This is a genomic window from Streptomyces sp. NPDC003032, assembly GCF_053591415.1.
On sequence record NZ_JBSFTT010000008.1, the window covers coordinates 165337 to 191799 of the forward strand.

22 protein-coding genes are annotated in these 26463 nt (G+C 70.7%); 7 read left to right on the forward strand and 15 right to left on the reverse strand.

The window, feature by feature from the left end; genetic code table 11:
* Window positions 1-2: 2 nt before the first annotated feature.
* Genes ACWDZ7_RS14035 through ACWDZ7_RS14045 form a run of 3 tightly spaced genes read left to right on the forward strand, consistent with a single transcriptional unit; the run spans window position 3 to window position 2988 of the window.
* On the forward strand, window positions 3-1091 hold the full coding sequence (locus tag ACWDZ7_RS14035; RefSeq protein WP_451796928.1) for an ABC transporter permease subunit: 1089 nt from the start codon (window positions 3-5) through the stop codon (window positions 1089-1091).
* The gene (locus tag ACWDZ7_RS14040) at window positions 1088-1957 is read left to right on the forward strand and encodes a carbohydrate ABC transporter permease (protein ID WP_451796929.1); all 870 of its coding nucleotides are present in this window, start codon (window positions 1088-1090) and stop codon (window positions 1955-1957) included. Before ACWDZ7_RS14035 ends, ACWDZ7_RS14040 begins: the two co-directional genes overlap by 4 nt.
* Entirely contained in the window at window positions 1954-2988 is a 1035-nt protein-coding gene (locus tag ACWDZ7_RS14045; protein WP_451796930.1) for a LacI family DNA-binding transcriptional regulator, read from the forward strand. The genes ACWDZ7_RS14040 and ACWDZ7_RS14045 overlap by 4 nt, the downstream gene beginning before the upstream one ends.
* 27 nt (window positions 2989-3015) lie before the next feature.
* Here ACWDZ7_RS14045 and helR read toward each other — a convergent pair whose 3' ends face one another.
* Complete coding sequence (gene helR / locus ACWDZ7_RS14050; RefSeq protein ID WP_451796931.1) at window positions 3016-5169, reverse strand: RNA polymerase recycling motor ATPase HelR; 2154 nt, start codon at window positions 5167-5169, stop codon at window positions 3016-3018.
* A gap of 487 nt (window positions 5170-5656) precedes the next feature.
* On the opposite strand from helR, the gene ACWDZ7_RS14055 reads away from it, so the two are divergent.
* From ACWDZ7_RS14055 to ACWDZ7_RS14065, 3 genes are read left to right on the forward strand one after another with little or no spacing between them, the layout of a single operon-like run.
* Window positions 5657-6073: a hypothetical protein gene (locus ACWDZ7_RS14055; protein ID WP_451796932.1), complete on the forward strand. Its 417-nt coding sequence runs from the start codon at window positions 5657-5659 to the stop codon at window positions 6071-6073.
* Window positions 6070-6861 carry a hypothetical protein gene (locus tag ACWDZ7_RS14060; protein ID WP_451796933.1) on the forward strand — a complete coding sequence of 264 codons (792 nt, stop codon included), beginning with the start codon at window positions 6070-6072 and terminating at the stop codon, window positions 6859-6861. Before ACWDZ7_RS14055 ends, ACWDZ7_RS14060 begins: the two co-directional genes overlap by 4 nt.
* 39 nt (window positions 6862-6900) lie before the next feature.
* A complete protein-coding gene (locus ACWDZ7_RS14065) occupies window positions 6901-7761 on the forward strand; it encodes a transporter substrate-binding domain-containing protein (RefSeq protein WP_451796934.1) in 861 nt (286 codons plus the stop codon).
* Between the two features lie 55 nt (window positions 7762-7816).
* Here ACWDZ7_RS14065 and ACWDZ7_RS14070 read toward each other — a convergent pair whose 3' ends face one another.
* From ACWDZ7_RS14070 to ACWDZ7_RS14115, 10 genes are all read right to left on the reverse strand, one after another.
* Window positions 7817-10546: an exo-rhamnogalacturonan lyase family protein gene (locus ACWDZ7_RS14070; protein WP_451796935.1), complete on the reverse strand. Its 2730-nt coding sequence runs from the start codon at window positions 10544-10546 to the stop codon at window positions 7817-7819.
* A 156-nt stretch (window positions 10547-10702) separates the two neighbouring features.
* Entirely contained in the window at window positions 10703-11263 is a 561-nt protein-coding gene (locus ACWDZ7_RS14075) for a hypothetical protein (RefSeq protein ID WP_451796936.1), read from the reverse strand.
* On the reverse strand, window positions 11260-12156 hold the full coding sequence (locus ACWDZ7_RS14080) for a carbohydrate ABC transporter permease (protein ID WP_451796937.1): 897 nt from the start codon (window positions 12154-12156) through the stop codon (window positions 11260-11262). The genes ACWDZ7_RS14075 and ACWDZ7_RS14080 overlap by 4 nt, the downstream gene beginning before the upstream one ends.
* On the reverse strand, window positions 12153-13145 hold the full coding sequence (locus ACWDZ7_RS14085) for a carbohydrate ABC transporter permease (protein WP_451796938.1): 993 nt from the start codon (window positions 13143-13145) through the stop codon (window positions 12153-12155). The genes ACWDZ7_RS14080 and ACWDZ7_RS14085 overlap by 4 nt, the downstream gene beginning before the upstream one ends.
* Before the next feature lie 11 nt (window positions 13146-13156).
* On the reverse strand, window positions 13157-14452 hold the full coding sequence (locus ACWDZ7_RS14090) for an ABC transporter substrate-binding protein (protein ID WP_451797094.1): 1296 nt from the start codon (window positions 14450-14452) through the stop codon (window positions 13157-13159).
* A 213-nt stretch (window positions 14453-14665) separates the two neighbouring features.
* Entirely contained in the window at window positions 14666-15457 is a 792-nt protein-coding gene (locus tag ACWDZ7_RS14095) for an ABC transporter permease (RefSeq protein ID WP_451796939.1), read from the reverse strand.
* A complete protein-coding gene (locus ACWDZ7_RS14100) occupies window positions 15454-16443 on the reverse strand; it encodes an ATP-binding cassette domain-containing protein (RefSeq protein ID WP_451796940.1) in 990 nt (329 codons plus the stop codon). Before ACWDZ7_RS14100 ends, ACWDZ7_RS14095 begins: the two co-directional genes overlap by 4 nt.
* 243 nt (window positions 16444-16686) lie before the next feature.
* On the reverse strand, window positions 16687-17127 hold the full coding sequence (locus ACWDZ7_RS14105; protein ID WP_451796941.1) for an SHOCT-like domain-containing protein: 441 nt from the start codon (window positions 17125-17127) through the stop codon (window positions 16687-16689).
* An 81-nt stretch (window positions 17128-17208) separates the two neighbouring features.
* Complete coding sequence (locus ACWDZ7_RS14110; RefSeq protein WP_451796942.1) at window positions 17209-17469, reverse strand: hypothetical protein; 261 nt, start codon at window positions 17467-17469, stop codon at window positions 17209-17211.
* Window positions 17466-17828, reverse strand: a complete 363-nt coding sequence (locus tag ACWDZ7_RS14115) for a DUF2089 domain-containing protein (RefSeq protein WP_451796943.1) — start codon at window positions 17826-17828, stop codon at window positions 17466-17468. The genes ACWDZ7_RS14110 and ACWDZ7_RS14115 overlap by 4 nt, the downstream gene beginning before the upstream one ends.
* A 240-nt stretch (window positions 17829-18068) precedes the next feature.
* On the opposite strand from ACWDZ7_RS14115, the gene ACWDZ7_RS14120 reads away from it, so the two are divergent.
* Window positions 18069-19025, forward strand: a complete 957-nt coding sequence (locus tag ACWDZ7_RS14120) for a rhamnogalacturonan acetylesterase (protein ID WP_451796944.1) — start codon at window positions 18069-18071, stop codon at window positions 19023-19025.
* Here the strand turns inward: ACWDZ7_RS14120 and ACWDZ7_RS14125 are convergent.
* The 4 genes from ACWDZ7_RS14125 to ACWDZ7_RS14140 all read right to left on the reverse strand — a co-directional run bounded on the left by ACWDZ7_RS14125 (window position 18928) and on the right by ACWDZ7_RS14140 (window position 26331).
* On the reverse strand, window positions 18928-20052 hold the full coding sequence (locus ACWDZ7_RS14125) for an ABC transporter substrate-binding protein (RefSeq protein ID WP_451796945.1): 1125 nt from the start codon (window positions 20050-20052) through the stop codon (window positions 18928-18930). The two genes, ACWDZ7_RS14120 and ACWDZ7_RS14125, sit on opposite strands and share 98 nt — an antisense overlap.
* Window positions 20053-20325: 273 nt before the next feature.
* Window positions 20326-21051: a class I SAM-dependent methyltransferase gene (locus tag ACWDZ7_RS14130; RefSeq protein WP_451796946.1), complete on the reverse strand. Its 726-nt coding sequence runs from the start codon at window positions 21049-21051 to the stop codon at window positions 20326-20328.
* 156 nt (window positions 21052-21207) lie between these two features.
* Window positions 21208-23697: a SpoIIE family protein phosphatase gene (locus ACWDZ7_RS14135; protein WP_451796947.1), complete on the reverse strand. Its 2490-nt coding sequence runs from the start codon at window positions 23695-23697 to the stop codon at window positions 21208-21210.
* 183 nt (window positions 23698-23880) lie between these two features.
* The gene (locus ACWDZ7_RS14140) at window positions 23881-26331 is read right to left on the reverse strand and encodes an MFS transporter (RefSeq protein ID WP_451796948.1); all 2451 of its coding nucleotides are present in this window, start codon (window positions 26329-26331) and stop codon (window positions 23881-23883) included.
* Window positions 26332-26463 lie beyond the last annotated feature (132 nt).

Sequence of the window (26463 nt, forward strand, 5' to 3'; positions counted from 1 at the left end):
GGATGAAGGCGGGCCGCCAGAAGCCGGGCGAGGAGAAGGCGGGCCGCCAGAAGTCGGACGAGGAGAAGGCGCCCCAGCCGAGGGCGTACGGGGAGAAGGCGCCCCACCCGAGGCCGCGCGGAGAGAAGGCGCCCCGCCAGAGACCGCACGGAGAGAAGGCGCCCCGCCAGAGACCGCCCCGCCGAAAGTCCTACGGCGTCAAGGGCGCCCCGTACGGCTTCCTCCTCCCCGCGGGCCTCCTCTTCGCCCTCTTCTTCGCCCTGCCCATCGGCTACGCGCTCTGGCTCAGCCTCCACAAGGTCCAGGTCTCCGGCCTCGGCCTCGGCGAGAACGCCCGGAGCGAGGTGTGGGCGGGCGTGGAGAACTACACCGCCGCGCTCACCGACTCCGAACTCCTGGACGGCGCGCTGCGCGTCCTCGGCTACGGCGCGATCGTCATCCCCGTGATGCTCGGCCTGGCGCTGCTCTTCGCCCTGATGCTGGACAGCGAGCGGGTGCGGCTCACGTCCTTCACCCGGCTCGCGATCTTCCTGCCGTACGCCGTGCCCGGCGTCGTCGCCGCGCTGCTGTGGGGCTTCCTGTACCTGCCGGACGTCAGCCCCTTCTACTTCGTCCTCGACAAGCTGGGGCTGCCGCAGCCGGACCTGCTCGACGGCGGGCCGCTCTACCTCGCGCTCTCCAACATCGCGGTCTGGGGCGGCACCGGCTTCAACATGATCGTCATCTACACCTCGCTGCGGGCCATCCCGGCCGAGGTCTACGAGGCGGCGAAGCTGGACGGCTGCTCACCTCTCCAGACCGCGCTCCGCATCAAGATCCCGATGGTGGCGCCGTCGCTGGTGCTCACCTTCTTCTTCTCGATCATCGCGACGCTCCAGGTGTTCAGCGAGCCGACCACGCTCAAGCCGCTCACCAACTCCGTGCCGACGACCTGGAGTCCGCTGATGAAGGTGTACCAGGACGCCTTCGGCAAGGGCGACATCCACTCGGCGGCGGCCACCGCCGTACTCATCGCCGTGGTCACGCTCGCCCTGTCCTTCGGCTTCCTGCGCGTCGCCAACTCCCGTACCAGGCAAGGGGAAGCGCGATGAGTTCGCTTGTGCTCGACAAGAGCCGCAAGTCCGCACCCCGCCGCGTCGCCCTCGTGCCGACCGCCGCGCTGCTGCTCGGCGCCCTGTACTGCCTGCTGCCCGTCGCCTGGGTGGTGATCGCCTCGACCAAGTCGGGCAGCGAGCTCTTCTCCACCTTCACCTTCCTGCCCGGCACCGGCTTCACGCGGAACATCGCCGACCTCAGCGCCTACCGCGACGGCGTCTACTGGCGGTGGATGGCCAACTCCGCCCTCTACGCGGGCCTCGGCGCCCTGCTCTCCACGGCCGTCTCGGCCCTCGGCGGCTACGCCCTGGCCGTCTACCGCTTCCGCGGCCGCGAGACCGTCTTCAACATCCTGCTCGCCGGTGTCCTGATGCCCCCGGTCATCCTCGCCGTCCCGCAGTACCTGCTGCTCGCGAAGGCGGACCTCACCGACTCGTACGCGTCGGTCCTGCTGCCGCTGATCCTCTCCCCGTACGGCGTGTACCTCGCGCGGATCTACGCCGCCGCGGCCGTGCCCGGCGACGTGGTCGAGGCGGGGCGGATGGACGGGGCGGGCGAGTGGCGGATCTTCACGCGGATCGCGCTGCCGATGATGGTGCCGGGCCTGGTGACGGTCTTCCTGTTCCAGTTCGTCGCCGTCTGGAACAACTTCCTGCTCCCGTACATCATGCTCAGCGACGACGAGAAGTTCCCCATCACGCTCGGCCTGTTCACCCTCCTCGAACAGGGCTCCAACACCCCGGCGCTCTACACCCTCGTCATCACGGGCGCGCTGCTCGCCGTCGTCCCGCTGATCGGACTGTTCCTCGTGGTCCAGCGCTTCTGGAGCCTCGACCTGCTGTCGGGCGCCGTAAAGTCATGACCATGAGCAGCAAGCCGGAGCAGCGCCGCAAGGCGCCGACCATCCATGACGTGGCGCGGGAGGCGGGCGTCTCACGCGGCACCGTCTCGCGCGTGCTCAACGGCGGGCACTACGTCAGCCCGTCCGCGCGGGAGGCGGTCGACTCCGCGATCCGCAAGACCGGTTACGTCGTCAACCGCCACGCCCGCTCCCTCATCACGGGCCGCTCGGACTCCGTCGGCTTCCTGCTCACCGAGCCGCAGGAGCGCTTCTTCGAGGACCCGAACTTCAACGTCCTGCTGCGCGGCTGCACCCAGGCGCTCGCCGCGCACGACATCCCGCTGCTCCTGATGATCGCGGGCACCGAGGACGAGCGGCGCCGCATAACGCGCTACATCACCGCGGGCCACGTCGACGGTGTCCTGCTCGTCTCCAGCCACTCCGGCGACCCGGTCGCCGCCCGGCTGCGCGAGGCGGGCGTACCCCTCGTGGCCTGCGGGAAGCCGCTCGGCCATGCGTCGAAGGTGGCGTACGTGGCCGCCGACGACCGGGACGGCGCGCGCGACATGGTCCGCCACCTCCTCTCCCTCGGACGCCGCAGGATCGGCATGATCACGGGCCCGCTCGACACTCCGGGCGGCACGGAACGCCTCGCCGGGTACCGGGAGGTGCTCGCCGAGGCCGGCGTCGCGGCCGACGACAGTCTCGTGGTGTCCGGCGACTACAGCCGGGCCAGCGGCGAGTCGGGCGCCGCCGGACTCCTCGTACGCGCACCGGACCTGGACGCCCTGTTCGTCGCCTCCGACCTGATGGCGCAGGGCGCGGTCGCGGCTCTGCAGCGGGCCGGGCGCCGGGTGCCCGAGGACATCGCCGTCGGCGGCTTCGACGACTCGTCCGCGGCGCTCGGCGCGCACCCGGAGCTGACCACGATCCGCCAGCCCTGGGACCGGATCAGCGCGGAGATGGTCCGGGTCCTGCTCGCCCAGATCGGCGGCGAGGACCCGGCGGCGGTGATCCTGCCGACGGAGCTGGTGCGGCGCGGATCGGCCTGACCCGCCCCGCTGAGCCCGCGGCCGCCGTCAGCCGCTCGTGAGGACGACGAGCTGCTGGGTCGCCCGCGTCATCGCGACATAGCGGTCGACCGCTCCTTCGACCCCTTCCCCGTACCCCTCCGGGTCGACGAGGACGACGAGGTCGAATTCGAGCCCCTTCGACAGCTCCGGGGTCAGCGACCGGACGCGGGGCGTCTCCCGGAACGTGGGGTCGCCGATGACGCAGGCGATCCCCTCGGCGTGCGCGGCGAGCCAGGCGTCGAGGACCGGCCCCAGGTCGGAGGCGGGTCCGTGGACGACGGGGATGCCGCTGCCGCGGACGGAGGCCGGCACGTTGGCGTCCGGGAGCACGGCCCGGATGGCCGGCTCGGCTTCCGCCATGACCTCAGCCGGGGTGCGGTAGTTGATGCTCAGGGAGGTCACGTCGATCCGGTCGAGCCCGACCCGCTCAAGACGCTCCCGCCACGACTCGGTGAACCCGTGCCTGGCCTGGGCGCGGTCACCGACGACGGTGAAGCTCCGGGACGGGCAGCGCAGCAGCAGCATCTGCCACTCGGCGTCGGTCAGTTCCTGGGCCTCGTCGACGATGATGTGCGCGAACGGCCCGGCGAGCAGGTCCGGTTCGACGCCCGGCAGCGCGCTCTCGTCGATCAGGCTGTCCTGGAGGTCCCGCCCGTGCAGCATGCCGAGCGCGCCTTCGCTCTCGTCGATCTCGACGTTCTGCAGCAGGCTGTCCATGACGTCGGCGCGGCGCGCGCGTTCGGCGGCGACGGCGGCCTCCCGCCGCTGCTCGCGTGACGACGCCTCGGCGTCGCCGAGCCGCTGCAGTGCCGCGTCCAGGAGCGGTAGGTCGGAGACCGTCCAGGGCTGGGCTTCCGGGCGCTGGAGCCTGCGGACGTCGTCGACGCCGAGCCAGGGGGCGCACTTGCGCAGGTAGGCGGGGACCGACCACAGGTCCGAGACGAGTTCGCCCGCGTCGAGCATGGGCCACGCGCGGTTGAGGGTTCCGGTCAGCTCGCGGTCCTGGAGCAGCGACCTGCGCAGCAGGTGGGGCGGGGCGTCGCTGTCGTCCTTGTCCATCAGGATGGTGAGCAGCTCCTCCAGAATCTGGTCGCGGGCCTCGTTGTGCGGGGTGCCCGGTTCCACCGCTTCGAACGCCGCCGCCCAGTCGTCGGCGCTCAGCCGGATGTCGGACCAGTGGGTGGAGACGGTCATCCCCTTGGTGGGCGGCTCCTCGTAGATGCCGACGGCCGGCTCGATCGCCTTCACCATCTCCTTGGACGCCTTCAGCGCGGCCACGCGCGGGTCGCTCTCGACCGCCGCCCCCGCGCCCTCGGTGACGAGGTCACGCAGGACGCAGGTCTGCACGCCCTCCTCGCCGAGGCTGGGCAGCACGTCGGCGACGTAGGCCAGGTAGGGCCGGCTCGGGCCGACGAACAGCACACCGCCCCGACGGTGACCGAGACGGGGATCGGAGTAGAGGAGGTGGGCGGCGCGGTGCAGGGCGACGACGGTCTTGCCGGTGCCGGGGCCGCCGTCGACGACGAGGGTGCCGCGGGAGCCCGCCCGGATGATGGCGTCCTGGTCGGCCTGGATGGTGGCGAGCACGTCCCGCATCCGGCTGGAGCGGCTGGAGCCCAGGCCGGCGACGAAGGCGGACTGGTCGTCGAGCGCGGCGTGCCCTTCGAGCCCGTCGGCGGTGAACACCTCGTCCCAGTAGTCGCTGATCCGGCCGCGCGTCCAGCGGTACCTGCGGCGGCTCACCAGGCCCATGGGCTTGGCGTGGGTGGCCGCGAAGAACGGCTCGGCCGCGGGGGAACGCCAGTCGACGAGCAGCCGGCGGCCCTCGCTGTCGGTGAGGCCGAGCCGCCCGATGTACACCGGCTCGGAGCCGTCCGCGCCGACGATGCGCCCGAGGCACAGATCGAGGCCGAAGCGGCGCAAGGCGCGCAGGCGGCCGGTCAGCCGGTGGATCTCCAGATCCCGGTCCATCGCCTCACGGCCGATGCCGCCGGGCGCCCTGCGCGCGGCCGCAAGCCGGTCGGACAGTTCCGTGACCGTCTCCTCAAGGCTCGCCTCGATGGCGGCGAAGTGCCGCTCGTCCCCGGCGATCAGCGCGGGGTCGGCCTTCGGGGCGAGGTGGTCGGGAAGATCGAACGCGCTGGTGGCCAGGTGAGTCATGTCGTCGCTCCGATCCGAGGTGGCTCCCGCGCGGTCCGCTGGCGCGCACACCCGCGCCCCGGCGCCGGGTGGAGCCGTCCGCGCCTCGGCGCCGGGTGGAGCCATCCGCGGCACGGGGCCCACCCCCGGCTCGACGTCGCCGCACGTCCCGTCAGTCGACAAAAGCGGATGCATTGAGCAAATCCCCCATTTCCGCAGGTTCTGGCCTCGGACCGCGATTTTGCCCCACCAGAGGGGCCTTGCCGCAAGCCCCCCTGTGCGCTATAAGTTGAGAGTGGCAAGAGGTGGGGTTTCTCCCTCCTGCCCTCATCGCCCCTGGAGCGCGCGCCGCTGGATCCGCGGCCTGCCGGGGCCCCCGGCGCGACGACGTCGGCCGCCCCGCGCATACAACGCCGCCGATTGGGTAACTGACCCTCCCCCGAGGTGTGTTGGGCGCGAAAACGGCGCTCGCCCACGACGGGGATCTTCGGAGGGGACGGGGGACCCGATGTCCGAACTGCTCGATGCGGCTGATCAGATCGTGCCGTATGTGGCCTCGACCGGAGTCGCCGTGATCGCGGCCGCTCAGGCCGACTTCGCCCAGAACACGCTCGACCGGGGAAAGAAGCTGGTGCGCGCGCTGCTGCACCGGGGCGAGGATGACGTACCGCCCGACGAGCAGGAACAGGTCGCGGCGCTGCGGAACCTCTCCCGTCCGGCCGTGGAAGAACTCGTCGTGGCGATCGACGCCTGGCTGTCCACGGAGGACCTGACTCAGAGCTGCCTGCGCCACCACGTCGAAGAGGCGGCAAGGGCGCGGGGCCGGGAGCACAACTCCGGGAGGGGCTACGGAACGTACGCCATCGGCATCGGCACGTTGGAGGGTGGCCTGACCATCAACCACCACCCCACCGAGAGCCCATGAGCCCCGGCCGCGAAGAGGCCGCACCGGAACCGGAGGACGGCGCAGCGCCCAGGGCATCGAACACCGCTCGGGCAGAGGGCCGTAACTGGGCCGTGGCCGCGGGCCAGGTCGTGGGTGACCTCATCGTCAATCTCGTCATCGGCGGCGAGGGCCACTGGAAGAACTTCTGGAACTCTCTGCCCTTCTGCCTCTTCGTCGCGGCGGCGGCCACCGCATGGCTGCGCGCCCCCGAGGGCCCGCTCCACCAGTTCACCCCGGTCATCATCCTGTTGAGCCTGTCGTTCACCGCGTCCTTCCTGCGTCTCCTCGGCTTGGATGTCCGCTGGCCCAAGCGCGACCGCGCGCAGAAGCCGCCGGCGTCCGCCCTGGCGTTGCGCGCCTGTGTCTTCGCGGTCTTCTTGATCTGCGCGGTGGCCGGAGCGGTGCGGGCGGACCTCCTGCGCCGGGACGGCGAAGTGGACGTCACCGGACAGGTCGAGATCCGGCCCACCGCCAAGAGTTCCCAGCGCACACTGAGCCTGTCCGACGTTCCCCACCGCAGCGATCTGCGGCTGACCGTACGGGTGGAGGACGCCCGGCCCAGCTGGCAGAGCTGCACCCCGGAGACCCGGCTCACCCTGGTGCTGAGCGGCGGGGACACGCCCAGATTCGAGCACGTCCGCCCGATGCGCCCCGTCGACATACCGCTGGGCGGATCGCGCACCGACATCATGCTGACCATCACCATCCATGCCCCCCGGGGTTGCAGCATGAACGTTTCGGCGGCCGAAGCCATACTGCATGAATGAGGGGAAGGCATGAGTCCGAGAAAGCCGATGGCTTGGAGGATGACAGCGGTCGTCGCGACGGCGGTGGCGGGCCTGGTAACGGCGGGCCTGGTGGTGGCCGCGAGCTGTTCCCCCGAGGAGAAGGCTCACACCTTCATGGGGACGGACAGACTCACGGTCGCCATGCACAACGACCTTCCGGGGGTCTCCCTCCTCGACGGTTACACCTGGTCGGGTTTCGACTATCTCTTCGCGCAGAAGCTGAAGAACGAGTTCGATGTCAAAGTCGCTCCCGTGGATGTCGCGACGAAAGACCGCGTCACGGCACTGACCAGTGACGGCGCCGACTTGGCCATCGCGGCGTTCTCTATCACCCCGGAGAGAATGCGGAAGATAGATTTCGCCGGCCCCTACCTGACCAACTACCAGGGCTTCCTGGTGGGAAAGAAGGGGGCCGGTATCCGCTCGATGAACGACCTGCGGAACAAGCGAGTCTGCGCCTGGTCCGGTACCACCAATATCGGCCCGCTCCAGGGCCTGGGCTTCGAGGTCGTCGAGATGCCGAGTGCCGAGGCCTGCCTGAACGCCCTCGTCGACGGCGAAGTCGACGCCTTCTCGACCGACCAGCTGGTTCTGTACGGATTCGCGCATCAATACGTCAAGGAGAACCTGAAGGTGATCCCTGACCTCACCGTGGGAGCACCGCAGTACTACGGCGTCGGCATGCCCAAGGGGCATCGCTCGGACTGCCACCGCTTGCGCGAGTTCATCAAGAAGTACGTCGAGAGCAACGACTGGATCGAGGACATCCAGGTCTCCCTGCCGGAGATCCCCAAGACCGATCCGAGCTGGGCCAGTCGGCTCAAGCCCAGCGCGGAGTCCATCGAGGCACGCTCGTGCAGGGACACGGCAAGCCCGTGACGTGCGACGAAGACGGATCCGTATCGCCTCATGAGCGACTCCTGTCGGGCAGCGGCTAGTTGGGGAGCTTGTCGCCGATGAGGGCGAGGTTCTGGATGGCGGCGAGGCCGAACAGGGCCGTCTCGTTGGTGCTGATCCGGGGGTGCTCGTGGCCCGGCTCCAGTGCGTCGGGGCCCTCGATCTTCGTACGCTCCCACTTCATCGCGCGGGTGTAGCCGTCGCTGTCGAGGAACTTCCGCCAGGCGCGCGCGGCCAGTTGGTCGTCCTTCGACTGGGCGGCGGCGTAGGCGTCCTGGCGGGAGTGGCCCTGGAAGAGCAGCAAACTCCCGAAGTCCTTGCCGTAGCGCTGCTTCTGCTCGGCCTTGGTGGCGTTGAAGTAGCGGCAGTAGTCCAGCCAGGCGCTCTTGAACTCCGGCAGGTCGATCAGGTCGACCAGCTCGGCGCACATCTCCACGAGGCCGAACATCGCCGAGAGGTGGGAGACGCTCACGGCGGCCTCGCCGGCGACCGCGAACTCGCCCGTGTCCAGGTCGTACAGCCCGCTGCCCTGCACGAACCCGTTGGGCTGCGCGGCGATGGTCCGCATGGTGGAGCGCAGCCGGGCCTCCGCCTTCCCGGCCTTGGGGCCCTTGCGTTCCCATTCGGTGAGCCACGCGCCCGCGAGCCCGCTCCAGTCGGTGCCGAAGCCGATGGACAGGGCGTGGCGGTCGGGTTCGTAGGGCTCGGTGCGGATCTTGCGGAGCGGGTCGAGGGCCAGGAACGTCTCGTCGGAGTCGACGAGGGCGTGCATGAGGTCGCCGACCCGTTCGTCGGCGGTGAGGAAGTAGTACGGGCGCCGGTACACGGCGGTGGAGATGCGCTGCTGCTTGGCGCTGTCCGCGAAGTGCTGGACGCCGTGCCGGGTGCCGAGCCCGGCCCACTCGCCGAGGTGGTAGGCGTCGACCTCGCCGGTGTGGCGGGTCATGGCCTCGGCGAAGCGGAAGATGTCGGCGCGGCCCGAGCGCAGATAGGCGTACCAGAGCCAGAGGTCGGGTGAGAGTTCGGAGTTGTCCCACGCGTACCCGCCGACGTCGTACCGCCACTGGTGCCGGTCCTCGTCGTAGGTGTGCATGATGTCGCCGTAGTCCCAGAAGCCGTACCAGCGGCGCTGCTCGGCCTGGTCCTTGTAGTACGTGAAGAGGAAGTCGAGGTGGTCCTCGATCTCGGCCTTCGCGGGCGTGGAGCGGTCGACGGGCGCGAAGAGACCGCCGAAGACCTTGGTTTTGCTCAAGTGCTCGGGAGCCGCGACGAGTTGGGGCGGGGTGCGGACGGCGTGGGCCTGGTCGACGAGTGTGGCGGCCGACGGTGTCGCGGCGTTGGCCCAGAACATCAGCTCGCTGGTGCGGGCGATCCCGTACGGGGTGCCGAAGCCGGGTTCGTGGTCCTCGTAGGTGATGTTGAGACCTTCGAGCTGTTCCGGGTAGGTGTCCTGGCCCATGCCGTCGTGGTAGAAGCGCAGGTCCATGGGGGGCGCCTCGGGCGACCAGAGCCACAGCGTGACCTCCGCCTCGTCTCCCGCCGCGCCCCGGATGTCGAGCTGCGCGGGGTGCTTCTCCCAGAAGTCGCGCAGGCCGAAGGAGAGCCCGCCGCTCACCCCGCCCACGTACCCGAAGCCGTTGGCCCGCCCGCCGCCGCCCGCGGGGATCCAGCCGCGCCCCGCCTCGGTGCGCTTGCGCAGCGTGAAGCCGTCGGCGGACAGCTGGGCGAGGGTGTAGTCGCCCCACGTGGGGACGTACCGGAGCCGGCTGGTGACCCGCTGGTCCCAGGTCGCCGGGTCGGGCAGCTTCTCGCCCTTGACCTGCGCGGCGCGCACCGCGGCGCCCGGGTCGCGGCGCAGCCCGGTGATCCCTTTGACCGCCTCGGTGAGGAAGCCCTCGCCCTCGCCCTCGATGCGGATGTGCCGGTCGTACGCGGCGTCGCGCATCGGCACGGTGAAGCGGACGCCGAGCCCGCGGATGAAGTCCTTCTCCTGGTCACCGTCGTACGTGATGGTGTGCACCATGCGGAACGACTCGGCGCCCGCGTAGAAGTACAGCCGGACGCTGAACGGCAGCCAACTCCGCCCGCCCTTGCGGTGCTTGCCGTCGACGCGGACGACCGCGCGCACGGGCCCGTCCTGCTCGACCTTCACCTCGCCGATCTCGCCGTCGAACCGCTCCCACTTGGCGTTGCCGGTGTCGCCGTCGTCGATGTCGCCCTGGCGCAGGAGGACGAGGCGCCCGTCCGTGGCGATCTTCGTACCGTCCCGCGTCACCGACCGGACGAGCCGCTCACCGTCCTCGCCGATCACCGCGGTGATGACACCGGTGTCCACGGTGACCTTGCGGCCGGCCCGGGTGACCTTGATCTTCTCCTTGTACGGTGCCGGGGCCCCGGCCGCGAGCGTGAACCGGTCGGCTTCGCCTGCCCCGGGGCCGACCGCGTGTGCCGTCCACTTCAGGGAGCCGTCGGGCCAGTACGCGGTGGGCCAGCTCTGCATGGGCACGTCCTTGCCGTCGCCGGTGACGAGGGCGAACACGGCGTCGGCGCCGTGGACGCCCTTGGGCCAGGGCACGCCGAAGGTGGACCCGGGGGCGGCGCCGAGCCCGCCGTCCTCCAGCCACCGGATGCCGACGGGCCCGTCGGGCACGGGGGCGCCGGGGGCGGCGGCCCGCGCCTGACCGCTCCCGAGCACCCAGCTGAACTGAGCGGCGGCGCCGGCCGCGGCGGCGGCCTTGAGCAGGGTCCTACGGGGTACGGAAGACATGTGTACGAGCCCTCATTTCTCGGATAGCGATAGCCATGTACATGACACATAACTGAGCGCGGCCCACCGGGGCGCGCCCCCTCAGGGGCGCGGGGAACTGCGCGACCAGCCACAACGCACCCGCGGGGGAAGAACCGTCACCCGCCCCGCAGACGCTCAGACGAGACGCCGCTCGACCGCGACCCCCGCGGCAACCAGAACCCCCATCGCGGGAGCGGCAAGCGGCGCCGCGAACCACCCCGACACCGCCACGACCGCAAGGCCACAGACCAGCGCCAGCGACCCCGCCGGATCCCGCACCGTACGGCGGACCGCCACGGCGAGCAGCGCCCGCCACGACGCGCCCGGCCGCCAGCCGACCGCGGCCCGCACCCCGCCCACGACCAGCACGAACAGCACCAGAACGCCCACCACCCCGACGAACGCGCCCCCGGGCAGCACTCCGGAACGTACGACCGCGAGGTCCGCCCACAGCAGGGCGAGCGCGGCCCACCCGGCGACCCCCACGAGCCACCCGCGCCGCGCGGCGACCCGCAAGTCCGCCACGAACTCCCGCCATCCCCCGGCCTCATGGGCCAGATGGCGCCGCAGATGCGCGCCCCCCGCGGCGATCGCCGCCGGCACCGTCACCAGCGGCAGCGCGGCGACCGCGATCCACACCCCGGTGAGCAGGCACTCCGCGAAGACCCCGAAACGGCGCCCGGACGCCCCCTTCACTTCAGCCCCGATGTGGCCATGCCGTCGATCAGATAGCGCTGGAAGGCCAGGAAGAAGGCGACCACCGGCAGCAGCGCCACCAGGGACATCGCGATCATGCCGCCGTAGTTGGCGAGGCCCTCCTGGTCGACGAACATCTTCAGGCCGAGCGAAACGGTGTATTTGGATGGGTCGTTGAGGTAGATCAGCGGGCCCATGAAGTCGTTCCACGCGTTGATGAAGGTGAAGATGGCGGAGGTGATCAGCGCGGGGCGGCACAGCGGCAGCACGATCGACCAGTAGATCCGAAGGTGCCCGCAGCCGTCGAGCCGCGCCGCCTCGTCCAGCTCGCGGGGCAGGTTCCGCATGAACTGCACCATCAGGAAGACGAAGAAGGCGTCGACCGCCAGATACTTGCCGAGCAGCAGCGGCGTATAGGTGTTGATCAGGCCGAGCTTCTGGAACAGCACGTACTGCGGGATGAGCAGCACGTGGTACGGCAGCAGCAGGGTGCCGATCATCAGCGCGAAGAGCAGATTGCGGCCCGCGAACTTGATACGGGCGAAGGCGTAGCCCGCGAGCGAGCAGGAGACCAGCACACCCACCACCGAACCGCCCGCCAGGAAGAGGGAGTTGGTGAAGAAGGTGGAGATGGGGATGTCGGCGATGCCCTCGGCGAGGCCGCTGTAGTTGGAGGCGACCGGGTCCGTCGGGAACAGCTCCAGGCTGCCGACGATCTCGTCGTTGTGCTTGAACGAGCCGCCGATCAGCCACACCACGGGGTAGAGGACCACCGCGAGCACCGCCAGGGCACCGACGTGCCAGGCCCAGGAACCGGCGCCGCCGCGCCTGCGGTCACGGGCCGCCGCACGCACCGTACTCGTACCCGTACTTGTACTCGTACTCGTGCTCATCGGGCGCCCTCCTCGTAGTGCACCCAGCGCTTCTGGGACCAGAACAGCACCGCCGTGACCAGGCCGACGGCGAGCAGCAGCATCCAGGCCATGGCCGAGGCGAAGCCCATCCGGCTGTTCTCGAAGCCCTGGACGTAGAGGTAACAGGTGTAGACGAGCGAGCCGTCCGCCGGACCGCAGGCGTTGCCGCCCGCGCCACCGCCGACGATGTACGCGGAGGCGAAGATCTGGAAGGAGTGGATGGTCTCCAGAAGGACGTTGAAGAAGAGCACCGGGGAGATGATCGGCAGGGTGATGTGCCAGAACCGCCGCCAGGTGCCCGCGCCGTCCATCGCCGCCGCCTCGTACAGCTCGCGCGGCACCTGCTTGAGGCCGGCCAGGAAGATGACCATCGGCGCGCCGAACTGCCAGACGGTGAGCGCGACCAGGCTGTAGATGATCCAGTCCGGGTCACCGGTCCAGCCGCCCACGTCCATCCCGAACAGGGTGCTCTGGGCGCGGTCCACGATCGCGTCCTCCGAGAAGATCGCCTTCCAGACGACGGCGACGGACACGCTCGCGCCGATCAGGGACGGGGCGTAGAACGCGGCCCGGTAGAAGGCCTGGCCGAGCCGCTTCTGGTTGAGCAGCAGCGCCACGCCGAGCGCGGCGGCCAGCTTCAGCGGGGTGCCGATGACCACGTACCAGAGCGTCACCTCGACCGACTTGCGCCAGCGGGGGTCGCCGAACATCTCGGTGAAGTTGTCGAGGCCGACCCACTTCGGGGCGTCGAAGAGGTCGTAGTCGGTGAACGCGAAGTAGAGGGAGGCGACCATCGGGCCCGCGGTGAGCAGCAGGAACCCGGCGATCCAGGGGGACATGAACAGATAGCCGGCGAGGTTCTCGCCGCGCCGCCGGCGCCGGGTGGCGGCGCCGGGGGGACGGGAGTCAGCGGGGCCGCGCGACCGCGACCGTGCCGCCCGTGCGGTCGCGGTCTTCGAGGTGGTCATCGTGCCGCTCATCAGGAGCCGAGTGCCGTCTTGCACTCGTTGAAGTACTGCTCGACGGCGTCGTCCACCGACCGTTTGCCGAGGGCGAGTTCCTCGGCGACGCGCAGGAACGCCGCCTCACAGACGTCCGCGCCCGCCGGATGCGGCGTGATGGCCTCCAGGACACCGGCGTCGACGAGGCTCTCCTCGTACGCGGCGATCTCCTTGTTGACGGACGCGATGACCTTGTCGCTCTCCTGGGACGGCTGGTACGCCTCGTACTGCGCCTTGGTGGGCGGCACCCCGCGGTCGTACCCCATGATCTTTGCGACCCCGGGGTCGTGCACCATGAAGTCGATGAACCGCGCGACCTGCTGGGGATGCTTGGTGCGCCGGGAGCCGCTGAGCATGAGGGAGCCGAGGTACTGGCCGGTCTTCTTGCCGTCGGTCGTCGGGATCGGCGCGAGGCCGTAGCTGCTCTTGCCCTCGGCGGTGTAGCGGACGGTGAAGTTGTCCCAGGTGAACTCGGCGGCGGCGAGCTCGGCGGCGACCGCGGACTTGGGCTTGACCTGCGCGACCTTCTTCGGGTCGGCGTAGATACCGGACTCGACGCCCTTGCGGCCCTTGCTCCACCAGTCCTTCAGGTCGGCCTCGGTGAAGCCCAGGCCGTCCTTGGTGAAGAAGGCCTTGCCGTGCTGGCGCAGATAGAGGTCGTAGAGGTACATGACGCCGTAGAGCCCGCTGTCGCCGGGCCTTCCCTCGTCGCGGATCTTCTCCATCGCCGTGTGGAAGTCGTCCCAGGTCCAGCCCATCTCGGGGGTGACGCCGGCCTTCGCGAAGAGCGGCTTGTCGATCACCAGGGCCATGGAGTTGCTGCCGACGGGCACGCCGAGCAGCTTGCCGTCGACCTCGCCGAACTTCTCCAGGCCCGCGCGGAAGCCGTCGAGTCGCAGGTTCCCGGCCTTCGCCTGCGCGCGCAGGTCGAGCAGCACATTGCGCTCGTCGTACTTGCGCAGGAAGCCGATGGCGTTCTGGAACACGTCCGGCGGATTGCCGCCCGCCGCCTGGGTGTTGAACTTCTTCCAGAAGTCCAGGTACGGCTGGAAGTCCGTCTTGATCCTGATCTTCGGGTACTTCTTCTCGAAGAGCGCGATCGTCTTGTTGATCCGCTCGGCCCGGTCGTCGGACCCCCACCACGCGTACCGGAGCGTGACAGTGCCGTCCCCGGAACCGCTCCCGGCACCGCAGCCCGCCGCCGTCATGCCCAGGGCGGCGAGCGAGCCTCCCGCGAGTTTCAGCAGGCTCCGCCGGTCGAGTTCCTCATGCATAGGCACAGTTGTGCTCCTTCACCCGCGACTTGAATCGTTATAGGCAAGCGCTTGCCGGGCCAACGTAGGGAGAGTCGCCAGGCGCGTCAACGGTTCGAGCACGAATTGGTCGAAGCGCTTCTCTCGTGTGCGAGTGGCCGAACGGCGGGGTGGGCTCACGCTGGGATGCCCGACGCGGTGAATCGATTCATAGCGCGGTCAGCCGGGTTCGGGTTACTTCAGGTCCCGGTTGAACTGCGCCATCGACCAGCGGTGGCCGAGCGCGGCCAGACCGACGCACCAGACGACCGCGATCCACCCGTTCCGGCCGATCTCGCTGCCGAGCAGCAGGCCACGCAGGGTTTCGATGACCGGGGTGAACGGCTGGTACTCGGCGATCGGCCGGAACCAGCCCGGCATCGTTGCGGCCGGGATGAAGGCGCTGGAGACGAGCGGCAGGAGGATCAGCGGCATGGCCATGTTGCTGGCCGCCTCCGGGTTCGGGCTTGCCATGCCCATCCCGACCGCGATCGAGGTGAGCGCCAGGGCGAAGAGTACGAGGAGTCCGAACGCCGCCAGCCACTCCAGGGCGGTGGCGCCGGTGGAGCGGAAGCCGATGGCCACGCCGACGGCGCCGACGAGGAGCACGCTCATCATGCACTGCAACACGCTGCCGACGACGTGTCCGATGATCACGGAGCCGCGGTAGAGGGCCATGGTGCGGAAGCGGGCGATGAGGCCCTCGGCCATGTCCATGGATACGTACACCGCGGCCCCGATCACGGTGCTGCCGATGGTCATCACCAGGATGCCCGGGACGATGTAGGCGATGTAGTCGGAGCGGTCGGCGCCGCCGCCGCCGATGCCCGCGCTCATCACGTCGCCGAAGATGTAGACGAAGAGCAGCAGCATCATGATCGGCGTGAGGAGCAGGTTCAGGGTCCCGGACGGGTAGCGACGGGCGTGCAGCAGGTTGCGGCGCAGCATCGTGTTCGAGTCGCGGACGGCGAGGGAGAGGGCGCTCATCGGACGTTCTTCTCCTTGGGCTGGTTGACGGCGTGGGCCGGCCCGGTGAGGGCGAAGAAGACGTCGTCGAGGTCGGGGGTGTGCACGGTCAGTTCGTCCGCCTCGATATCGGCGGAGTCGAGCCAGTCGAGGATGGAGCGCAGCTCGCGCTGGCTGCCGTCGCTGGGGATCTGGAGGGTGAGGGTTTCGTCGTCGCGGGTCGCCTCGCGCAAGGCGGTGGCGGCGGACTGGTAGGCGGCCGGGTCGGTGAAGCGGAGCCGGATGTGTCCACCGGGGATCAGCCGCTTCAGCTCCTCGGCGCTCCCCTCGGCGGCGATCTTCCCGTCGTGGAGGACGGCGATGCGGTCGGCGAGTTCGTCGGCTTCCTCCAGGTACTGGGTGGTGAGGAAGACGGTCGCCCCGTCGGAGACGAGCTCGCGGATGATGCCCCACATGTTGTGGCGGGAGCGGGGGTCGAGGCCGGTGGTGGGCTCGTCGAGGAAGATGATGCGGGGGTTGCCGACGAGGGTCATGGCGAGGTCGAGGCGGCGTTTCATGCCGCCGGAGTAGGTGGAGGCGGGTTTCTTCGCGGCCTCGACCAGGTCGAAGCGCTCCAGGAGTTCGGCGGCGACCCGGCGTCCCTCGCGCTTGGACAGGTGGTGCAGGTCGGCCATGAGGAGCATGTTCTCCTCGCCGGTGATCAGGCCGTCGACGGCGGAGAACTGCCCGGTGACACCGATCGCGGCCCGCGCCCCGTCCGGTGACGTGGCGATGTCGTGACCCGCGACCTGGGCCTGCCCGCCGTCCGCTCCGATGAGCGTGGAGAGAATCTTGACGACGGTGGTCTTGCCCGCGCCGTTCGGTCCGAGCAGCGCGAAGACGGACCCGGCCGGGATGGTCAGATCGATGCGGTCGAGAACGGTCTTGTCGCCGTACGACTTGCGCAGGCCGGTGGCGGATACGGCGGTGGGCGACTGTCGATCGTCGACGCGTTTGGATGTGGGCATGACAGAAGACGGCATGAACTTCTCCATTCGAAGGCTGAAGTCAGGGACGTTGCGGGTCCGTCGCGTGACGGGGTGAACGACAGCGGTCGCGGCCGCAGGCGGGGCGACCACCGGCCGACCGGCCGGGCTACCGGCCCGTGGGCGGGGCCGGGGCCGGGGCCGTGGGCGGGCCATAGGCCCAGGCCGTGTCCGGGCCATAGGCCAGGCCGGCACCCGGGCCGGCACCCGGCGCCGCGGCAGGTGTCACTCGCAGAACACCTGCACCTTCGCGTCGGGGTCGTCGACGTCGACGGTGACCTCGTCGAGCTGATCGATGAGGTCCTCAAGGTGCTGCGGCTTCAGCTCGGTGAGGTCGATCGGCACCCCCGACTTGCCCAGGTGCGCGTTGACCTTGGTGAGCGCCTGCGGAGGGATGAGGCTCGTGAGCCGGACCCCGGCGCGCAGCAGCTGCAGCGGGACCTGGATGTCGACCCGGCTCGCCGCGTCGCCCCCGGAGTCGTCCGTCGAGTTCACCACTACACGCAGGTACTTGGGCCGGGCTTTCTGGCGGGCTGCGGCGGCCTGCGGCGACTGCGCCGGCTGGGGCTGTTCACGTTCGAGGGCGTCGATCAGCCGCTCGGCCTCGTCTGCCGTGATCTTTCCCTCGGCCAGCATGTGCAGGATCTGGCGGCGCTGCTCGTCCATCGTTACTCTTCCCCTCCGACTTATCTGACTCATCCGACGCATGCGCTCATGTGATGCATGCGCTCATGCGACTCATGCGACTCATCTGACGCTTACCAGGAATGCCGTTCGGCCCTGCTCAAGCTCGAACCGGGTACCAGGCAACGCCCACAGCAACTGCCCCGCGCCGCGCAGCGCGCCCACCGGACTGACCCGGGTGGCGAGGCATGCGATCACTCCGCCCAGCACGGCGAGCAGCAGCAGCGGCGACAGCACCAGCGCCACCGGTAGAACCGGGACGTACAGCCGCCGCCGACGGCCGTCGGCACGGCGGTAGCGCACCATCACCAGCTGGGGGATCATCGGCCGCGCTCCAACTCGGCCAGGGCCTCCTGAGCGCTGATCTCTCCCCGCTGCAGGCGGTCGATGACGTCGGCTCCGCTGGGCGCCGGGTCGGTGTCGATGAAGTCGAGGGCCTCGGCGATCCGTTTCAGCCGGGACTTGACCGTCGGGTAGCTCACCCCGAAGATCCGCTCCATCTCCTTGATCGAACCGTGCGACCGCACGAACGCGGCGACGAACACCTGGTCATCCGCGCCGAGTCGCGCCAGCTGCGGCGGCTCGAACTGACCCTCGACCGCGACGCCGCTGTCGACGAGGCGGACCCGTTCGACCACGAACGACCGCCCCTGCGTCAGGTCCGTCAGTTCCTGCCAGTCCACCCTCGGCTCCCTTCCCTTGGCGACGCGTGACCCGCGACCCGCGACCCGTTCGTCATTCATTTGTACCTTGAGTTTTTTAAGATGTCGACGTGTCACACTTAATTTCTTTGAGGTGAACTTCAATGACACCTGGTCACCGCCACCCACTTTCGCGATCACCCGCCCACACCCCGCAACCTTTCGCATCCCGGCGGCAACCCATGACCGACCGTTCAACGACCCGATCTCCAGGAGTGGTTCATGGGCCGCCAAGCGACTGCCCCACCGATCACGCCGCGCACCGGCCGACGCCGATTCCTCGCGGGCGGCGCCGCGGCGCTCGGCCTCGCCGGGCTCGGCGTGCTCCGCGCACCCGCCGCACAGGCCGCCGGGGACCCGACGGCGGCCGCTGCCGCCACCCTCTACATCGCCGGCGACTCGACGGCACAGACGTACAACGCCTCCTACCACCCCGAAGCCGGCTGGGGTCAGCTGCTCCCCCGCTGCTTCACCCCGGCCGTCACGGTCGCCAACCACGCGTTGGGCGGGCGAAGTTCGCGCTCCTTCATCGAGCAGGGCCGCCTCGCCGCCATCCACCGGGTGATCAAGCCGGGTGACTGCCTCTTCGTCCAGTTCGGCCACAACGACGCCACCGCGAGCAGGCCCGAACGCTATACCCCGCCCGCGGACTACAAGGAGTACCTGCGCCACGACTACATCCGCGCCACCCGGGCCCGCGGGGCGACGCCGGTCGTCGTCACGCCCGTCTCGCGCCGTGACTACAACCCGTCCACCGGCCGGTTCAACGTCTCCTTCCCCGCATATGTGGCGGCCGCCAAGGCGGTCGCCGCGGAGGAGGGCGTCCCGCTGATCGATCTGTCCGCGCTCTCCCGCGCCTACCTCGACGGGATCGGCGTGGAGGCCTCGAAGAAAGTGTTCCTGTGGCTCGCCCCCGGGCAGTACCCGAACTTCCCGGAAGGGGTGCAGGACAACACCCACTTCCAGGAGTACGGGGCGACGCGGATGGCCCGCCTGGTCGCGCGGGCGGTCGCCGGACTCGGCCTTCCGCTCTCCGGCGATGTCCTCCCCTCCGCCCGGGCCCGGGCGGGCCGCCCGCCTGTCAGGCCGGCGCCACCCGAAGGATCCGGAAACGATCGGGTTCCGCCGGATCACGGTCGACGACCTGGACCGGCGCCCCAGCCCACTGCCAGACGCTGATGCCCGGCATGCGGGAGAACCGGATCTGCCCTCGGGTGCCTTCGACCGCGACGCGCGGCCAGGATTCGGCGGTGCGCGCCCGGTCCGTGCCGTGAGTACGCAAGTGAGTACGCAGCATCTCGGCGAGGACGGTGACCGCGTCGTAGCCCTCGAAGCCGACGAAGGAGGGCGCTTCGGCCAGCCGCTCGCGCAGGGCCGTCCCGACGCGTACGCCGAGTGGGGTGAGTTGCTCGGGCAGGTAGCGCAGGAACGGGACCCCGGCGCCGTCGTCGCCCAGCAGCGTCGCCCACTCGGCGAACTCCGGCTGCCCGGCCGGAGCACCGATCAGGATCTCGGCGAGGCGCTGGTCACCGCGGACGGACTTGACGATCGACACCGCCGGCTCCGGGTGGCCGGCCAGAAGAAGAAGGGCCGTCGCCCCGTTGTCGGCGAGTGCGTCGCACACGTCCGCAGGGGTGAGCGCGCTCATGTCGAGTTCGACGACGGTCCCGCCGCGTGGAGCGAGGTGGTCCCGAAGGACGCGGGTCCCGGACGCCCAGTAGACACTCGGCTGGGCCGCTACGGCGATACGGCTGTGGCCCGCGCCGAGAAGGAAGTCCGCGTACTCCTGCCAGCCGCGGGACTGCGGCGGGGCGAGGCGCGCGACCCACTCCGTCGGCTGTTCGGTGAGCGCGTCGAGCACCGCCGACGAGCAGAGGAACGGCAGGCCGAGGGCGTCGGCCCTGGTGGCAGCGGTGCGAGCGACGACGCTGTGATACTCCCCCACCAGGGCGGCCACGCCCAGGCGCGCCAGTTCGTCCACGGCCGCCTCGGCCCTGCGCGGGTCTGCCGCGGTGTCCCGCACCATCAGCTCAAGTGGTCTTCCGACGATCCCGCCGGCGTCATTGACGTCGCGAACGGCCAGTTCGAGTCCGGCGAGCAAGTGCCGGCCCGCCTCGACCCAGCCGGGCCGAGTCAACGGGACGAGAGCGCCGATCCGGACAGGTGAACCGCCAGCGCGTGCCGCGCCGGGCGGCGTCGAGGGCATGGGCGGCGCTGGCGACGTGGGCGGCGTGGGCAGCGTCGGCGGCGTGGGCAGCGTCGGCGACGTGGGCGGCGTTGGCGGCGTTGGCGGCGTTGGCGGCGTATTCATGCGTTGGCGTCTTCCGTGTGATGACGATGCGGTCGCGGTCTGCCCGGATCGCGGAGCGGCAAGGCCCGGCGGTCCCGGCAGTACGCGTTCATCCCATCTCATCCCGCCGTGGCGGGCGCACCCGGGTGATCATGCCGGGCATCGCGGGCTCCCGCCTCCCGGGCGGTATCAGCCGGCCCGCCCCAACACCACCCACTTCGACGGCAGTTCGATGCGGGTGCCGTCCGGGGCGAACTCCGTTGTGGCCAGCGGGAGTTCGCCACCGTCCAGGATGCCGAGGCCCGCCGCGGCGACATACCGGGGCACGGCCTCGTCGATCACCTCGGCGGGCGCGATGCCGTGTGCGAAGACCGGGGCGAGCTTCGGCGGTGGGCCGGCGGGGCTCTGCGCGAGGCCCAGCAGGACGGGCTTGGCCGTCTCGGACAGTTCGACGAGGAAGGCCCTGCCGCGCTCACCGATCAGCGTCGCGACGCTGTCGACGAGCGGCTGGCGGTCGTCGGGCTCGCACTGGTGGAGTACGCCGCGCATATAGACGTTCATGTCGCCGAACTCGGCGTGGAGCTGGGCCGCCTGGCTCTTCTCGGCGGCGTCGAGCTGCCGGAAGTCCACCTGGTCGGCGGGGTCCGCGTGCCGGGCGTGCGCGAGGGCGGCGGCGGACAGGTCGACGCCGAGGACGCGCCGGAAGCGGTCGGCGAGGAAGCGGGTCTGGGTGCCGTTGCCGCAGCCGAGGTCGACGACCGGCAGGCCCGCCGCGACCATGTGCGGTTCGAACAGGGCGAGATGGGGGCCGACGGTGACGGCGGGCTCGGCGTCCCAGAACACGGCGCCCTGCTCGTCGGACGCCTCCCGCCAGAACCCCTCCCAGGCCTCCCTGTACCGACTCGTGACGCTCATGCCCAGCTCCCCAGGGTGCGACGACAGCCGCCGAAGCCGACGGCAAGATCGGTCTACCGCGCCCCGGGTCCATGGACAAGGTGCCCGCGCGATCCTTCACGGCTCATCCGGCACGTTCCCCGCCGGGTCCGCGCACCGCGCGCCCCGCCAGGCGAACTAGCGTCGCGGCAGGGCCAGTTCGGACCAGACCGTCTTGCCGGAGTTCGTACGGCTCGTGCCCCACTCCTTGGCGAGCGCGCTGACGACGCGCAGACCGCGCCCGAACTCGTCGGCCGGGCCCGCGCTGAGCAGTGTGGGCAGCGTGTGGTCGTCGTCCTCGACCTCGCACAGCAGCACCCCGGAGCGGACGAGCCGCAGGTCGAGACGGCTGCTGCGGGAGTGGCGCACGACGTTGGTGACCAGCTCGCTGACGAGCAGCTCGGCGGTGTCGGCGAGGGCGTCGAGCGACCAGGCCCGCAGCTGCTCGCGGACCAGTTCGCGGGCCCTGCTCACCTCGCTCGGGTCGAGGGCGAGCCGCCACTGCGCGACGTCCTCGGCCGCGATGCCGTTGAGCCGGGCCATCAGGAGCGCCACGTCGTCCTTGCGGCCGCCGCGGCCCGTGTCGGCGAATGTCACGGCGAGCGCCCGGATGATCGTGTCGCAGGCGGCGTCCATGGAGGCGGCGGGGTGCGCGGCGGACTCGGTGAGCGTGGCGAGGCCGACGCCGATGTCCTCGCCGCGGACCTCGACGAGGCCGTCGGTGCACATCAGCAGCCGGTCGCCGGGCGCCACCGGCACCCGGACCGACTCGAAGGGGACACCGCCGACGCCTATCGGCGCTCCGGTGGGCAGGTCGAGCAGCTCGCTGCGGCCGTCCACCGCGCGGACCAGGACGGGCGGGATGTGCCCGGCGTTGGCGAGGCTCAGTTCGCCCGCGATCGGGTCGTAGACCGCGTACAGGCACGTCGCCAGATAGTGCTCGCCGAGGCGCTGCGCGAGGTCGTCGAGGTTGCGCAGGAGCTGCTCGGGCGGCAGGTCGAGGGCGGCCATGGTCTGTACGGCCGTACGCATCTGGCCCATCATCGCGGCGGAGTTGAGGCCGTGCCCCATCACGTCGCCGACGACGAGCGCGGTCCGGGAGCCGGGCAGCTTGACGGAGTCGAACCAGTCGCCGCCGACGCGGCCGAGCAGCGTGCCCGGCAGATAGCGGGTGGCGATGTCGCAGCCGGCCATGCGGGGCTGGATGTGCGGCAGCATGCTGTCCTGGAGGGTGTCGGCGACGCTCTCCTGGTAGGTGTACATGCGGGCGTTGTCGAGGACGAGGCCCGCGCGGGCGGCCAGTTCGGCGCCGGTGACGCGGTCCATGTCGTTGAAGACGGGCCGCTCCCGGTGGCGGAGCAGGATCATGAAGCCCAGCACCACATTGCGGGCCTTGAGCGGTACGACGAGCATCGAGCGGTGGTTGATCAGCGGGCGGATGTCGCGCTTCTCGAACTGGGAGGCGATGGCGTTGCCCATCTCCTCGGTGATGCGCGGCACGAGGACCGGGTCGCCCGAGGTCATGCACTGGAAGAACGGCGTATGCGCCGGGAAGGGCATCGATTCGCCGACCGGCACGACGTCGTCCCAGCGGCCCGGCTCGTCGGTGTGCTCCACGGCGACCCGGTGCCAGAGCGTGGTCTCGTCCGGCGGGCCCTCGGGGAAACCCTCGCCCGCGACGACCTGCTCACGCAGATAGGTGCCCGCGACATCCGTGAAGCGCGGCACGACCGCCCTGCTGACCTCCATGATCGTGTGGGACAGGTCGAGCGAGGAACCGATGCGCCCGCTGACCTCGTTGAGGAATTCGAGGCGCTCGCGCACCGCCACGTACTCAAGGTCCTCGCCCTCGTCGTCGGCGCCGTCCGCGCCGTCCTGGTCGTGCGCGGGCGCCGGGAGTCCGCGTGCGGCGGCCTGTTCGGCGCGCTGCCTGCGGGCCTTGCGCTCGGTGCGGCGGGCCACGCCCCAGTCCGGGGTGACGGGCACCCGGTCGTGCTGGCTGTACTCCAGGACGGGGTAGCCCAGTTCGAGGACCTGGGCGACGATGCGGGAGCTCTCGCCCACGCTCATGCTCGGCAGGATCTCGGGCAGCCGGCCCGCCAGCTCGTCGGCGCCGGGGAAGTCCGTGTGCAGGGCGAAGCCGGGCACGATCCGCTCGACCTGCTCGCCGCGCTCGTCCCGGCCGCCCGCGGACCCCTCTGCCCCCTCGGGCGCGGCGAGCCGGGCGGCGTCGGCGGCGAGCACGAGCAGCCGCTCCGGGCCGGGTCCGATCAGCGGATACGCCCACCAGAGCACGTCGACGCGGTTGCCGCCGTGCCCCGGCTCGGTCAGCCGCGCCCGGCCCGCGGCCGGGTAGGAGATGCGTCCGTCGAGGGAGGTCTCCAGGTCGGGTCCGAGGCCGTCGTACGCCCCATAGGGCTCGCGGTCCTCGGGGATCGCGCCGTGTACGGGGAGCAGATCACCGGCGGGACGGCCGACGGCCTCCTCCTTGGCGCACCCGAAGAGGCGGCGCGCCCCGACGCTCCAGTGCGAGACGAGTCCCGCCCCGTCGACGACGACCACGGCCAAGGGGATGCGTCCGGCCGCGGCACCCTCTGCCACCGACCCGTCCGGAGTGCCTCGTTCCATGACGCGTGCTCCTTCCCGCGGCAGCACAAGATCTGGGCCGCCACCAACCACCGTACGGCGGGCGCGGGTTGCCGTGCGGGGCAATGCGGGAATTGACCGAGGCCGGAAAACCCCCGGCGCACGCCCCCCTGGCGCCCCGGCCTCCCGTACGCCGGTCCTCGCGATGCCGGTCCTGAAGCGACGTCAGTCCTCGTGGCCCAGCTGAAGGTCCCGCTCCGTGCGGCCGCCGCCCGCGACCTGGAGGACGGTGGCGACCGGCGGGTAGCCCGCCGCGATGACGGTGTACTCGCCGGACGACAGGTCGACGAAGCGGAAGGTGCCGTCAACTCCGGTGGTCAGGGTGTCGACGACATTGCCCGCGGCGTCGAGCAGCGTCACGCGTGCGTCCTCGACGACTCGTCCCGCGCTCGCCCGCACGGCGCCGCGCAGGACCGCGCCGCCCGCCAGCTCCACGTCCTGGCGGGTCTCGCGGGCGGCCTGCACGGTGACGGGCAGCGCGGCGGGCCGGAACGCGGGGGCGCTCGCGGCCAGGGTGTACTCGCCCGCGACCAGCTCCGTGATGACGTAGCCGCCCTCGCGGCCGCTGCGGGTGGTGGCGACGACCTCTCCGCGGACGTCGGTGAGGGTGACGGCGGCATCCCTGACGGGCGTTCCGTCGGCGGTCACCACGGTCCCGGCGAGGCGGCCCGCGCCGCCGAGTACCACGTCGAGCTCGACGGGCCGCTCGCCGACGGTGACGGTGACCGCCTGCGGCTGGTGTCCGCCGGCGGCCGCGATCAGCACGAACGACCCCGATCCCGGCGTCGCCAGGGCGTACCGCCCGTCCTCGCCGCTCGCGCCGCGTCCGATCTGCCGCCCGGCCACGTCGATGAGGGTGAGGGCCGCGCGGGGCACCACGGTGCCGTCGGGGTGCTGCACAGTGCCGCAGACGGGGACCCCGGCCGCGTACGTCGTCGTACGGGCGTGCGGGATGGGGGTGGGCTCGGCGGCGGGCGCGTTGGGGGAGGTGGCGCTGGACAACAGGGGGATCTCCTTGAGGAAGAAGGCGAGCAGCATGCCGAGGACGAGCACCGGCACCAGATAGAGGAAGATCCGCGGCATCGCGTCGGCGTAGGCCTGGATGTAGCCCTCGCGCAGCGGCGCGGGCAGCGCGTGGACGAGCTGCGGGGTGAGGGACTCGGGGTCGGGCAGGACCTTGTCCGATCCGGCGGGGAGCCGGTCCGCGAGGGCGTCGGCGAGCCGGTCGGCGAAGAGCGTGCCGAAGACGGCGGCTCCGACGCTGCCGCCGATCTGCCGGAAGTAGTTGTGCGCGCTGGTGGCGGTGCCGAGGTCGGTGGGGCGTACGGCGTTCTGCACGGCGAGGATCAGGACGGGCATGACCAGGCCGATGCCCGCGCCGAGCACGGCCATCCAGACGCTGTACTCCAGCCGCGGCGTGTCGGCTTCGAGCCGCGAGAGCAGCCACATGCCAACGACGGACAGGGCACCGCCGAGCACCGGATAGATCTTGTAGCGCCCGGTGTGGCTGATGAGCTGTCCGGAGACGATCGACGCGCCGACGACGCCGCCCATCATCGGCAGCATCAGGAGGCCGGACTCGGTGGCACTCGCGCCGTCGGCCATCTGGAGGAAGGTCGGCAGATAGCTGGCCGCTCCGAAGAGGCCGATTCCGACGACCATGCCCACAAGAGAGGTGATGTTGAAGACGGGATCACGGAAGAGGCGCAGCGGGATGATCGGTTCTGCGGCGTACTTCTCGGCGACGAGGAAGAGCAGGCTCGTCACGACGGCGCCGGCGCCGAGCCCGACGATGACGCGGTCGCCCCACGCGTACTGGGTCCCGCCCCAGCTGGTGAGCAGCACCAGGCAGGTGGAGGCGGCGGCGAGCAGCAGCGCGCCGAGCACGTCGAGCCGGGGCCTGCCGGTGCGCTTGGGCAGCTTCAGGACGAGGGTGACGACGAGGAGCGTGACCAGGCCGAAGGGCACGTTGAAGTAGAAGCACCAGCGCCAGGAGGCGTGGTCGGTGAAGAAGCCGCCGAGCAGGGGGCCCGCGACCGAGGCGAGGCCGAACGCGGCGCCGATCAGGCCCATGTAGCGGCCGCGCCGCCGGGGCGGCACGATGTCCGCGATGATCGCCTGTACGCCGATCATGAGGCCGCCCGCGCCGACGCCCTGGAGAGCGCGGAAGGCGATGAGCTGGTCCATCGTCCGGGACCATCCGGCGAGCGCGGAGCCGATGACGAAGACGAGAATCGCGAACTGGAAGACGCCCTTGCGCCCGAAGAGGTCACCGAGCTTGCCGTAGATGGGCAGTCCGATGGTGGAGGTGAGCAGATAGGCGGTGATCGTCCAGGACATCTTGTCCAGGCCGTGCAGCTCTCCGACGATCTTGGGGAGCGCGGTGGCGACGATCATCTGCTCCAGCGCGGCGAGCAGCAGCGCGAGCATCAGCCCGAAGAAGACCATCCGTACGCGGCGGGGGCTGAGCCCCTGCGCCGTCGGATCGGGGGCCGGGGGCGGCGGCTGTCCCGCCCCCTGTCCACCGGGCGCCGCGTCCGCCGTCTCCGCGGCCGTCGTCTCCGCGGCCGCCTCGCCGTCCTGCCCGGCGGCCTTCACCAGCGTCGTCCCACCCACGTACTGCTCCCCTTCGTCGCGCCTGCGCCGCCAGCTTTCTCGCATTACGCGACAACTGTGAGCAAGCGCGACGAGTCGCCCTTTTGTCGGGCCTCACGGACGTAAGCGCCGGTCGGAGCCCTACGGCGTACA

Excerpts from the sequence above, each read along its gene's own strand:
- ACWDZ7_RS14095 (WP_451796939.1), bottom strand. The coding sequence starts at position 15,457 with ATGAGCGCCCTCTCCCTCGCCGTCCGCGACTCGAACACGATGCTGCGC.
- ACWDZ7_RS14105 (WP_451796941.1), bottom strand. The coding sequence starts at position 17,127 with ATGGACGAGCAGCGCCGCCAGATCCTGCACATGCTGGCCGAGGGAAAG.
- ACWDZ7_RS14110 (WP_451796942.1), bottom strand. The coding sequence starts at position 17,469 with ATGATCCCCCAGCTGGTGATGGTGCGCTACCGCCGTGCCGACGGCCGT.
- ACWDZ7_RS14080 (WP_451796937.1), bottom strand. The coding sequence starts at position 12,156 with ATGAGCACGAGTACGAGTACAAGTACGGGTACGAGTACGGTGCGTGCG.
- ACWDZ7_RS14035 (WP_451796928.1), top strand. The coding sequence starts at position 3 with ATGAAGGCGGGCCGCCAGAAGCCGGGCGAGGAGAAGGCGGGCCGCCAG.
- ACWDZ7_RS14100 (WP_451796940.1), bottom strand. The coding sequence starts at position 16,443 with ATGCCCACATCCAAACGCGTCGACGATCGACAGTCGCCCACCGCCGTA.
- ACWDZ7_RS14120 (WP_451796944.1), top strand. The coding sequence starts at position 18,069 with ATGGGCCGCCAAGCGACTGCCCCACCGATCACGCCGCGCACCGGCCGA.
- ACWDZ7_RS14125 (WP_451796945.1), bottom strand. The coding sequence starts at position 20,052 with ATGCCCTCGACGCCGCCCGGCGCGGCACGCGCTGGCGGTTCACCTGTC.
- ACWDZ7_RS14085 (WP_451796938.1), bottom strand. The coding sequence starts at position 13,145 with ATGACCACCTCGAAGACCGCGACCGCACGGGCGGCACGGTCGCGGTCG.
- ACWDZ7_RS14040 (WP_451796929.1), top strand. The coding sequence starts at position 1,088 with ATGAGTTCGCTTGTGCTCGACAAGAGCCGCAAGTCCGCACCCCGCCGC.
- ACWDZ7_RS14135 (WP_451796947.1), bottom strand. The coding sequence starts at position 23,697 with ATGGAACGAGGCACTCCGGACGGGTCGGTGGCAGAGGGTGCCGCGGCC.
- ACWDZ7_RS14045 (WP_451796930.1), top strand. The coding sequence starts at position 1,954 with ATGACCATGAGCAGCAAGCCGGAGCAGCGCCGCAAGGCGCCGACCATC.
- ACWDZ7_RS14090 (WP_451797094.1), bottom strand. The coding sequence starts at position 14,452 with ATGCATGAGGAACTCGACCGGCGGAGCCTGCTGAAACTCGCGGGAGGC.
- ACWDZ7_RS14130 (WP_451796946.1), bottom strand. The coding sequence starts at position 21,051 with ATGAGCGTCACGAGTCGGTACAGGGAGGCCTGGGAGGGGTTCTGGCGG.
- ACWDZ7_RS14070 (WP_451796935.1), bottom strand. The coding sequence starts at position 10,546 with ATGTCTTCCGTACCCCGTAGGACCCTGCTCAAGGCCGCCGCCGCGGCC.
- ACWDZ7_RS14055 (WP_451796932.1), top strand. The coding sequence starts at position 5,657 with ATGTCCGAACTGCTCGATGCGGCTGATCAGATCGTGCCGTATGTGGCC.
- helR (WP_451796931.1), bottom strand. The coding sequence starts at position 5,169 with ATGACTCACCTGGCCACCAGCGCGTTCGATCTTCCCGACCACCTCGCC.
- ACWDZ7_RS14060 (WP_451796933.1), top strand. The coding sequence starts at position 6,070 with ATGAGCCCCGGCCGCGAAGAGGCCGCACCGGAACCGGAGGACGGCGCA.
- ACWDZ7_RS14065 (WP_451796934.1), top strand. The coding sequence starts at position 6,901 with ATGACAGCGGTCGTCGCGACGGCGGTGGCGGGCCTGGTAACGGCGGGC.